The following is a 10,599-nucleotide window of genomic DNA, read 5'->3' on the forward strand; positions in this document are numbered from 1 at the left end:
ACCGTCCTCCCCAACCAGGCCCCCGCGCCCCCCGCCTCCCTCACCGTGCCCCCCTTCGCCGAGGCCGGCGCGGCCCTCTCCCTCTCCTGGCCGGCCGCCGCCGACCCCGACGGGGACGTGACGGGCTACCTGGTCCAGCGGCAGACCAACGGCACAGGAGAATGGGCCCAGGTCTACGACGGAGCCGCCCTCACCTGCACCGACACCGTCCCCACTGGGGCAAAAACAGTCCAGTACCGGGTGCGAGCCTACGATAGCCTGGGCATCACCAGCGATTTTAAAACCTCCTCTAGCCTTACTGTCTACGGCTCCACAACCATTTCTATTCCATCCATGGCGGTAGAGGGGAAATCCATTGCCATCTCCTGGACGTCCGTGGCCGGGGCCACCGGCTACACCCTCCAGCGCAAAACCGCTTCCACAGACTGGGCACAGGTCTACTCTGGCGCCGGTCTCCAATACACCGACACTGCCGGAGCCTGGACCTCCGTCCAGTACCGGGTGCAGGCCGTCTTTTCTGCCGGTGGAGGCGCATGGGTCACATCCAACTCAATTCAGGTGCTTCCCGAATCCACTTTGTCCATCAGTGGCCAGGACGGCAGCCTGGGGACTCTGACCAACGACGTGGCCTTCTCCGTCAGCACAGACACCGGAAACAAAATCAGCGTATCAGTGTCAGTCAATGGAGCGCTGTTTTCCCAATCGCAGGTGGACAGCCTGCAAGAGCAGAGAATCCCCGTAATGGATCTCCCGTCCGGCGCAGGCAGCATCCTCATCACCGCCGTGGTGGACGCCGACCCGGAGCCCGTCACCGAGACCAGGACCTGGACCTACTCCAAGGCCGTCCCCGCCTTCCCGGCGGCGGGCGGATTTGGGCAACTCACCCAGGATGGCAAAAACGTGTTCCCGCTGACTCTGGCCGAGGCCGTCAGAGTCCCCGCATATCTGGGCGGTGACTTGGGAAAGGCGCTGGAAACCTTTTTCAAGTTTCCACGTGCCGTGCGGCCCAATCTGCTGGTCAACGGCCGCCTTCGGGTCTGGCAGCGCTACCCGGACGGCTACTCCGGGGTGCCCAATAAAATCTATGTTCCCGACCGCTTCCAGATCCAGTCCTCCAACGGCGGCATCCAAACCGTCCTCACCAAGGCGGACGATCACGGCGGCATCTACTGCGAAAGCGGCCCCAACTGCGCCGTCCGGTATTACCTCGAAGATCAGGAGAGCTACAACGGAAAGACCCTCACCCTGTCTTGTTTGAAGCAATATCCCGATGGGAGGAGAAAGATACTTTCTTCCACCAAGACTGTTTCCGGGTGGACCCGAAGCACCGACATTTTTAGCTATTTTGGCCTTGGATGGATCACCGTTGGAGAAAGGATTTTTGCCTACAAGCTGGAGGAGGGGGAGGGCCAGACCCTGGGGTATCAGGATTCCACCGGCGCGTGGCGGCTTCTTCCCCAGCCTGACGACGATTACCAGACGCAGTTAGCCAAATGCAAATACTTTTTTAATCGGTTCCCTTATGTGGAGGGGACGCTCATTGGGTTCGGCATTGCAATGTCTCCAACGGAACTAAATGTCCTGCTGAAAATTCCTGCTATGCGTGTTAATCCGTCCATTTCTATTAGTGCGTTTAATGACATCGGAATAGGGGTTGCAAGCATAGCCACAGGGATTAGTCCGACTGGAATTCTATGCTCTTATATAGACGCCGAAGGAGTAGTCAACATTTCGTTCAGTTTCAGTGGCGGCCTAACTCAGGGCGCAATTTACAGGATCGGATTACTTCAGGGCTATATCGACTTCAGCGCCGAGCTGTGAGAAAGGAGGAACACATGGACGAAATTGTGTCTAAAGTCTATGTCAAAACCGATGAACGGGGTCGTATCATCCGGTGCGAGGGCGGGTATACGACCCCTAGTGACCTCACTGGATGGACACAAATAGACGAGGGCACGGGAGACCGATACAACCTGTGTCAGACGCACTATTTTGATGGTGGCATCTACACCGCCGACGGAATTCCCAGATACAAGCTGGACGATGGGCGGGCCGTAGAGCGCACCGAGGAGGAGATCACCGCTGACCGCCTACCGTCTGCCCGGGCAGCAAAGGAGACCGAGCTCTCCAATGCCTGCAATGCGGCCATCGTGGCCGGGATGGATGTGGAGACCTCTCAGGGCACGGAACACTTTTCCCTCCAGGAGACGGACCAGATCAACCTGACCACGGCCTACAATGCCATTATTTCTGGCGCGGCAAATTACCCATACCACGCTGACGGGCAGCTGTGTCGGATGTTCACGGCGGAGGAGATCACCACGATCTCCACCGCCTCCATCTCCCACAAACTCTACCATATCACACTCTGCAACCACCTGCTCACCTGGGCGCGCCGGGCGGAGACGGCGGAGGAGCTGGGCAGCATTACATATTCCGCAGACAACCTTCCGGAGGACCTTGCGGCCAATATGGCCCAGGTGCTGGCGGCCTCCGCCGCCATGAACCCGTGAGCGGGGCGGGGCGGTGGGTGCTGTCCATGCTCCTCTGGACCTGGGGCGGGACGATCTACTTCTTCCTGGAGGTCGTCTACAAGACAGTGCGAGGAGAGCCGGAGCGGATCTCCTGGACTATGCTCGTGCTCGCCATCGTGCTCACCATCCCTGTGGAACGGTGCGGCGCGGAGCTGCCATGGGGCTGTCCGCTGTGGGCCCAGGCCCTGGCCTGCGCCGCTCTGGTGACCGCCGTGGAGCTGGCGGCCGGGCTGGTGCTCAATGTCTGGCTGGGCCTTGGCATCTGGGATTACTCCGGCCTACCGGGCAATCTCATGGGACAGATCTGCCCACAGTTCGCCGCCGTCTGGTGGGGGCTGTGCCTTGCCTTTATCCCCATTTTTGACTGGCTTCGCTGGGCCGTGGAGGGCGGAGAGAGGCCGTCCTACCGGCTCTGGGGGCCACAGAGAAAGGACGTGACAGCATGATCATCACCAAGTACATCCCCATGGACCGCATCCGGTCCATGAAGATCTACATCAACCAGGACAAGCTGCCTCTCTCCGCCATCGTGGAGCGGGAGGGGCCAGACCTGGCCATCACCGGCAACTTTTACGGGCCGGACTGGAAGCCCGTCTGCCCCTTGAAGGCCGACAGACAGGTGGTGGAGTGCGATCCCGACTACGCATACCCCGCCCTCTGCTGGGACGAGGGACCCGACGTAGGGGTGGCGATCGTGCCCAAGGGCGGCATGTCGCCTCAGCGGAATTACATCGCCAACTGTGCCGGCATCTACCACGGCCAGGACCAGCCCATGATCTTCGGCGCCGATGTAGGCGGACGGAGAGGGCGAGCCGGCTGGGGTTTCAGGGACGGTACTCTGGCCCTGGTGGCTTTCCCGGACGGCGCCGACGGCATGACGCCTCTGGAGCTCCGGGCCTGGGCCAAAGCCCAGGGGTGGACCGACTTCATTCTGGGTGACGGTGGGCGCAAGGTCAACTACTACGACCGGGAGGCGAGGATCCTCATCGAGGGCAGGGACCCGTCCCAAAACCTTATCCTGATCTGGCTGAAGAAAGAGGAGGAGACGCCCATGGAAGGTATCACCCAGAGACTCATGACCAAGAACCCCTGCTACACCAGAGGCCGTACCATCACCCCCAAGGGGATCATGGTCCACTCCACCGCCACCCCAGGCGTCATGTCCCGGGCCCTGGCCCAGAGCTGGGACACCCCCACAGCCAAGGCCGCCGTCCACGCCATCGTGGACGACACCGTCACCCTCCAGACCCTGCCCTGGACTGCACGGGGCGGCCACGCCGGCAGCCAGGCGGGCACGGCCAACGGCACGCATCTCTCCTTTGAGATCTGCGAGCCCCAGGAGTGCCGGCTCCTGCCGGAGGAGTGGGATCCCCTCAAGCGGGGCGACACCGGTTGGGCGGTGGAGCGGCTCCAGAAGGAGCTGGCCGCCCGGGGCTACGATCCCAAGGGTATCGACGGCAGCTTTGGCCCCGGCTGCGATGCCGCGCTTCGGGCCTGCCAGAAGGACCTGGGCCTGGAGGTGGACGGCTCCTGCGGCCCCGCCACTCTGGCCGCCCTGGCGGGCAGATGGGGCTCGTATCTGGCTTATAATCCGGCGGAGGTGCAGGATTACTTCGACGCGGCCTGGGGGAGGGCGGTGGCCCTGACGGCGTATCTCTGCCAGACCTACGGCCTGGACCCCATGACCGCCGTCCTGGACCACAGCGAGGGCCACGCCCTGGGCATCGCCTCCAACCACGCCGACGTGGGGCACTGGTTCCCGCTGCACGGCAAGAGCATGGACGACTTCCGGGCGGCGGTGAAGGCCGCCATGGCAGGGGAGGATGTGTCCGAGTTGGACACCGCCGTGGACAAGCTGGCCGGTGCGGGCCTGATCGACTCCCCCGACTACTGGAAGGGCGGGGACTACTCCGCCGACAACGTCAAGGCGCTGCTCATCAAGTGGGCGGCCAGCATTTGAAAGGAGCTAAGTATGGAAAACGCTTTCTTCGCTTTCATCGGGAGTATCTTTTCTGCGTTTGCGGATAAGGCAAACTTGATCTGGGGCGCCATTCTGGCCGGCTGTTCTTATCTCTTCGGCGCCCACTGGCCCCTGTTTGCCTTCTTCCTTTTGCTCAATGTCGTGGACTACATCTACGGCATCCTTAAGGCCAAGGCCACCAACACCCTGAACAGCGGCAAGGGCTTTATGGGCATCGTGAAGAAGGTCTCCTACTGGATCATCATCGCTATCTCGTTTGGCATATCGGTCATGTTTATTGATGTTGGCGCTACCATTGGAGTAGACCTATCGTTCCTTCAGTTGCTGGGCTGGTTCGTCCTGGCCATCTACATTATCAATGAGATTACCAGCATCTTGGAAAACATGGTGGCCCTGGGCGTGGACGTGCCTCCCATCCTCCTCAAGGGTCTGGCTGCTGCCAAGACGGCGGTGGACGCAGCGGGGAACAAGGTGGTGCCGGAGGATGGTACGGGAGAAAAGAACGAGTAAAATAGGTTTTCTGGACAGAAGCGTGTTACTAACGGATAAAAGTTAGTGATAATGCCAATGCCCAAAAAGTTCCCACCATGCTAAAATAGCCTATCCGGTGGGTGAACCTGGGTGCGCATTATGTACCCCGCCTTGCAAATTGATTAAAATTCGGTTAATTCGGGAAGGATGCACTTGCGCGGCTGTGTTCCCCGGTATAGAATAAGGCCAGAAGCCCAAAGCAAAATGAACAGGAGGTTTTTTCATGACTTCTTTTGACGACCTGAAGGCGAAAGCGCTGGATCTGGCGCAGGCGGGCGCGGCCAAGGCCAAGGAGCTCACCGACATCGCCAAGCTGAACATTGCCAACTCCGCCGAGGAGGATACCATCCGCAAGGCCTATATTGACCTGGGCAAGCTCTACTACGCCGAGCGGGGCATGGCTCCCGAGGGCGCCTATGTGACCCTGTGTGAGAAGATCACCGCCGCCAAGCAGCGGCTGGAGGAGAACAAGGCCAAGATTGCCGAGATCAAGCGGGCCGGCAACATCAACGACGACGATGTGGCTGCCTACACCTGCGACTGCGGCTGCGGCTGCAGCTGTGAGGATGAGACCGTGGAGGCCCCCGCTGAGGAGCCCATCGTGGTGGAGCCTCTGGCCGACGAAAAGACCGACGACGAAACTGTCTGAATGGAAACGCAAAATGCCCGCCTCGTATGAGGCGGGCATTTTTTATGTGCGTTTCTTCACTGCCGCTGGGACAGCCACAGGCCCAGGAGGATGAGGACAATGGCCCCAAGGCCTGGGGCAAGACGGGCTCATTCAGGATAAGGGCGGAGGCAATGAGGGTGATGACAGGGGTGAGGTAGATGTAGACATTGGTGGCCACGGTGCCGATGAGGGCCATGGCCCGGTTCCAGCAGACAAAGCACAGAGCGGAGGCGGCCAGACCCAGGTAGAGGATGTGGAAGATCATCACGGGCTGGTCGAAGAAGGGGGATAGAGAGAGGGACGGCCTCAGGACGGGGAAAAGGGGGAGCATAGTGAGGATGCCGTAGAAAAAGACCTTCCGGGTGGCCTGAAGCTGAGTGAGGCCCTGACCGCCGGCAGTCTCTAGACACACCCCATAGAGTCCCCAGCACAGGGCGGCGCCCAGGGTAAGGAGGTTGCCCAGAGGATTCAAGTCCAACCCCTCTCCGCCTGCCAGGGAGATGAGGGCGATGCCGCTCATGGCGATGAGAAAGCCCAAAAAGAAGGTGGGGCGGGGGCGGCCCGTCCGCCGGAAGGCCCACAGCAGCAGGGCGGAAAACATGGGAGCCGCCGAGATGATGATGCCCACGTTGGAGGCCAGGGTGTACTCCAGGGCGGTGTTCTCCAGAATAAAGTAGAGGGTGAGACCAGTAATGCCAGCACCGATGAAGGGCAGTTCTCCCCGCAGACTTTTGGGGAGGATGGGATGGGGGGAGAGGAGAAAAAGGACCACCCAGGCGATGAGGAAGCGGAAGGTCATGATCTCCAGGGGAGTGAAGGCCGCCAGCAGCAGCTTGGAGGAGATAAAGGTAGTCCCCCAGACCACTGTGACGAAAAGGGCCATGCCGTGGCCCAGCAGCCGGCTGTGGGCGGGATCGGATCGAACCATGGGGAGCCTCCTCTGCCGGCTGTGCCGGCAATTTCTCAAAACGGTAAAAACCGTGCGGGAGGAGGGCCTCCCGCACGGTAGAGATCAGATGGAATTGTCAGAGATGGGGGGCGCCGCACTCACAGAATGCGGCGGGCATAGACGTAGACGTTGGCATAGTGGCCGGTGTTCATCTGGTCGATCTGCACCATATAGCGGTTGGTGGAGGCGTGGATGAACTCACCGTTGCCGATGTAGATGCCCACGTGGGAGACAGGTTTGCTGGTGTTATACTTGAAGAAAACCAGATCGCCGGGCTGCAGCTCATCACGGCTGACGGAGACGCCGTTCTGGAGCTGGTCGGTAGCGGTGCGGTTGAGGGAGTAGCCGAACTGAGCGTAGATGTACTTGGTGAAGCCGGAGCAGTCAAAGCTGCTGGGGCCGTTGCCGCCCAGGACGTAGGGGGTGCCCAGATACTGCTTGGCCAGGGCCACGATCTGATCGCCCAGCGCGGAGGAGGTGCTGGCGGCGGGCTCGGTGGTGATGGTGATGTAGTCACTGCTGACGTAGCCGGTGTTGCCGGCATATGTAACCTTGTACCAGCCCTCGTAGATACCCTCCAGCTCCAGGACTGTGCCGCTGGGGATGGAGCACAGGGAGTCGAAGGAGGTGCTGGCACCTGCCCGCATGTTCAGGGTGGAACCGTCGGCGTCCACCTTGCCGTAGCCCAGGTCGGTCTCAGCCTTGGTGGCCACGTCCAGGTAATCACTGGACATGTAGCCCTCCACGGAGTTGTAGTTGACCTTGTACCAGCCGTCCTCGGCCTCATCCAGAACGACCACGTTGGTGCCGCTGGAAACGGTAGCCAGGATCTCGCCTTCTGCGGCGGGGGTAGAGCGGAGCCGAAGCGCGTCGGCCGTAACAGTACCGGCGCCCAGGGTGGCGGCGGAGGCACCGATGGTGCACATGGCGGTGAGAACGGTGCCCAGCAGGGCGGCGCGCAGCAGGCGAGAATGTATCATTGGTATGACCCCTCCATCAAGAATCTCTTTGGTGCGGATGACGTGCGGTTTGTCTTACTTATTGGCCAGGGAGCGAGCCAGCCAGACGGAAGCCACATCCATAGCGGCATACAGGCTGTCCTTTTCCGTCTTCTTGACCACGCGGTCCCGGCTCTTGAGGTCGGGATCGGTGAGCTGGAGCTGAACGGCCACGCGGGTGGCCACATCCAAGTCGTCCACCTTCTTGGTGTCCATCACCTGGAGCATGATGATGTATTTGTCGGCCATGCTGCCGTAGTAGATCAGGTTGTCCTTGCGGCGCAGGGGGTGACCTTTATAGGTCAGTGGGATCTTTTCTTCGGCCATTATGTGCCTCCTAAGGATTTCTTAAAAATTGTAACCAAATTGTAACACAATGTCACCGACTCGTCAACCCCGGAAAAAGCGGGAAATTGTGAATAAACTGTAAAGCGATGGGGAAGCGGGGGAGGTGGACGTGGACAAATGCACAAAAAGGTCCCCGCTCCCGCGGTAATCGCGGGAGCGGGGACCTTGCCATATAAGCCGGCCCATAGGAGAGAAGGGGCCGAAAGCTGCGGTTACAGGGTGAGCACCCGGTGGAGGATGACGGCCATCTCCGCGCGGGTCAGGGAGCTCTTGGGATTGAGGCGGCTGTTGGTATCGCCCTGGATGATACCGGCCTGGGCCAGAGCGGCCACAGAGTCCTGGGCGTAGCTGGAAGTGCTGCTGCCGTCGGAGAAGCGGTTGAGATAGGAGGCAGAGGCGGAGGCGACGGTCCGTCCAGTCCGGTTGAGGGTCCGGTAGAGGAAGACCATGGCGTCCTCGCGGGTAAGGGGAGCGGTGGGATTGAAGCGCCCGTCGTCGGAGCCCTGAGCGATGCCCAGGGCCTTGGCCACGGCGATGGCCTGGGCGTAGTAGCTGTTGGAGGGCACGTCCTTGAAGCCGTCGGTGGTGTTGGCGGTGAGGTTGAAAGCGCGGTAGAGCATCAGGACGAAGTCGCCCCGGGTGATGCTCAAAGAGGGGCCGTAGGCGGTGGCACTGGTGCCGGTGGTGACGCCGCCGGCGTAGAGGAAGTCAACCGAGGCGGCGGCCCAGCTGTGGCTGCCCATGTCGGAGAAGTACTGGGAAGTGGTGGAGGGTGTAATGGAGATGATCACCTGGCCGTTAAACGTGCTCCCGGTGCTGTCCGTGCCAGTATAGGTGATGGTGGTGGTCCCGATGTAGCTGGACTTGGGCACGAAGGTGACGTTGGAGATGGAGCTGCTGCCGGAGGTGGCGAAAGAGATGGAAGAGGAGACCTGGCCGCCGTATTTGCTGGGGCTTTCATAGCCGTAGTAGAGCTTGCCGGTATTGGAGACGGGGGAGTTGAACCGGACGGAGACCAGGAAGCCGCCGCCCCGGGTGGCACAGGCGCTGATGAAGTCGTTGACCTGGAAGGTCACGGGGGTGGAGCCGGTGGAGTAGCGGATCAGCGCGGCCTCTTTGGGGGCATTGCAGGTGATGACGACGGTGCCGGAGATGCTGTCTCCGTCGGTGCTCCGGCCGGTGAAGGGGATCTCCACGGTGCCGGTGAAGTTAGAGGCGGGGACGAAGGAGAGGTCGTCCAGCTTGGGGACGGCGGAACGGTAATAGGAGGTATTGCTGTTGACCGTCTTCTCACCGCTCTGGCCACGCTGGTAATAGAGCACGCCTTTGGAAGAGCTGGGCGGGGTGAAGCGGACGTAGTCCAGGCTGTACTCGGTGGCGTTCTTGCAGTAGTCGTTGAAGTCGCTGGCCCGGAAGCTCACAGAGGTACCGGAGTCAACGGTGTAGGGGATGGTCTCCACGCTGGCGTCGCCAACCCGGATCTTGAGGGTGCCGGAGAACTTGTCGCCGTTGGTGCTCAGGCCGGTGAAGGAGACGGAGACCACGCCGGAGTAGCTGCTCTTGGGGACAAAGGTCACGTCGTCCAGCTTGGGGGAGGAGGAGCGGTAATACTTGTCCGAGGAGGAGATCTCCTTCTCATAGCGGCTCTCACCGTAGCGGTAATAGAAGATGCCCTTGGAGGAGGAGGGGGGCGTGAGCTGGACATAGTCCATGTTGTAGCCGGTCTCATCCTTGCAGTAGTTGTTGAAGTCGGAGTCGTCCAGGGTGACGGTCTTGCCCCCGGCCACGGTGTAGGAGATGGTGGTCCCGCTCTTGCGGACAGTGATCTTCACGCTGCCGGAGAAGGTGTCCCGGGCGTTGCTGCGGCCGGTGTAGGAGATGGTGAAGGTGCCGGTGTAGTCCTTGGCGGGAACAAAGGTGACATTGCTCAGATAGGGGGAGTCGTTGTAGTAGCACTTGGTGGAGGTGGAGAGTTTGTCCTCGTTCTTTCCGCCGTAATCCAGATACAGAGTGCCCTTGGAGGAGCTCACTGAGCCGAAGGTCACGTAGTCCAGGGAGGACCCGGTGATCTTTTTGCACATGTCGTTGAAGTCGCTGTCCTTGAAGGTGATGGACTCGTTCTTGCCGGTTTTATAGGAGATGTCGCCGGAGGGAGCGGTGAGCTTGATCTGTACGGTGCCGTTGTAGGTCTTGCCGGCGCTGTCCCAGCCGGTGTAGGTAAAGGTGGCGGTGTCCCCGCTGTTGCCGTCGGGCACAAAGGTGATTCTGGAAATCGGCTTGCTGGCGTTGTTGGAATAGGAGTAGGCGTTGGAGGTGGAGATCTTGGCGCCACCGTTCTCCGTATAACCAAAGTAGAGGGTGCCCTTGGAGGAGTTCTGGTCAAACTTTACATAGTCCAGAGCGTTGCCATACACCCCGGTGCACACATTGTAAAAGTCGCTGGGATTCAGGGTCAGGGTCTTGTCCAGTGCCACGGAGTAGTTGATAACGGCTACGGTCCCCTGGGTGACGGTGACGGTGCAGTTAGCGGTCTTGCCACCGTCGGCGGTGGTGACCTGAATGGTGGCGGTGCCGACGGCCTTGCCGGT

At 60.7% G+C, this 10,599-nt stretch carries 9 protein-coding genes and 1 pseudogene; 6 read left to right on the forward strand and 4 right to left on the reverse strand.

The genetic code is table 11. From position 1 onward, the window contains the following. From Q0K15_RS09360 to Q0K15_RS09385, 6 genes are all read left to right on the forward strand, one after another. A partial coding sequence (locus tag Q0K15_RS09360) for a fibronectin type III domain-containing protein (protein ID WP_294515585.1) occupies positions 1-1,821 on the forward strand: 1,821 nt, incomplete at its 5' end. Between the two features lie 14 nt (positions 1,822-1,835). Then, on the forward strand, positions 1,836-2,513 hold the full coding sequence (locus Q0K15_RS09365) for a hypothetical protein (protein WP_294515586.1): 678 nt from the start codon (positions 1,836-1,838) through the stop codon (positions 2,511-2,513). A 26-nt stretch (positions 2,514-2,539) separates the two neighbouring features. Further along, positions 2,540-2,980, forward strand: coding sequence for a hypothetical protein (locus Q0K15_RS09370; RefSeq protein WP_294515593.1), 441 nt, complete (start codon positions 2,540-2,542; stop codon positions 2,978-2,980). Next, the gene (locus tag Q0K15_RS09375) at positions 2,977-4,494 is read left to right on the forward strand and encodes a peptidoglycan-binding protein (protein ID WP_294515587.1); all 1,518 of its coding nucleotides are present in this window, start codon (positions 2,977-2,979) and stop codon (positions 4,492-4,494) included. Before Q0K15_RS09370 ends, Q0K15_RS09375 begins: the two co-directional genes overlap by 4 nt. A gap of 75 nt (positions 4,495-4,569) precedes the next feature. Beyond that, positions 4,570-5,025, forward strand: a complete 456-nt coding sequence (locus Q0K15_RS09380; RefSeq protein ID WP_294515588.1) for a phage holin family protein — start codon at positions 4,570-4,572, stop codon at positions 5,023-5,025. A gap of 244 nt (positions 5,026-5,269) precedes the next feature. Beyond that, the gene (locus Q0K15_RS09385) at positions 5,270-5,695 is read left to right on the forward strand and encodes a serine proteinase (RefSeq protein ID WP_294515589.1); all 426 of its coding nucleotides are present in this window, start codon (positions 5,270-5,272) and stop codon (positions 5,693-5,695) included. A gap of 130 nt (positions 5,696-5,825) precedes the next feature. Here the strand turns inward: Q0K15_RS09385 and Q0K15_RS09390 are convergent. The 4 genes and pseudogenes from Q0K15_RS09390 to Q0K15_RS09405 all read right to left on the reverse strand — a co-directional run. Then, positions 5,826-6,644: pseudogene (locus Q0K15_RS09390) on the reverse strand (DMT family transporter); the annotation flags it as partial. Between the two features lie 119 nt (positions 6,645-6,763). Beyond that, positions 6,764-7,645: a C40 family peptidase gene (locus Q0K15_RS09395; RefSeq protein WP_294515590.1), complete on the reverse strand. Its 882-nt coding sequence runs from the start codon at positions 7,643-7,645 to the stop codon at positions 6,764-6,766. A 54-nt stretch (positions 7,646-7,699) separates the two neighbouring features. Next, positions 7,700-7,990 carry a hypothetical protein gene (locus tag Q0K15_RS09400; RefSeq protein ID WP_294515591.1) on the reverse strand — a complete coding sequence of 97 codons (291 nt, stop codon included), beginning with the start codon at positions 7,988-7,990 and terminating at the stop codon, positions 7,700-7,702. 233 nt (positions 7,991-8,223) lie between these two features. Beyond that, positions 8,224-10,599: S-layer homology domain-containing protein (locus Q0K15_RS09405; protein ID WP_294515592.1), on the reverse strand; the 2,376-nt coding region annotated here is incomplete at its 5' end.

The organism is uncultured Intestinimonas sp. (assembly GCF_944387245.1).
In the GTDB taxonomy this organism is placed as follows: Bacteria; Bacillota; Clostridia; order Oscillospirales; family Oscillospiraceae; genus Intestinimonas.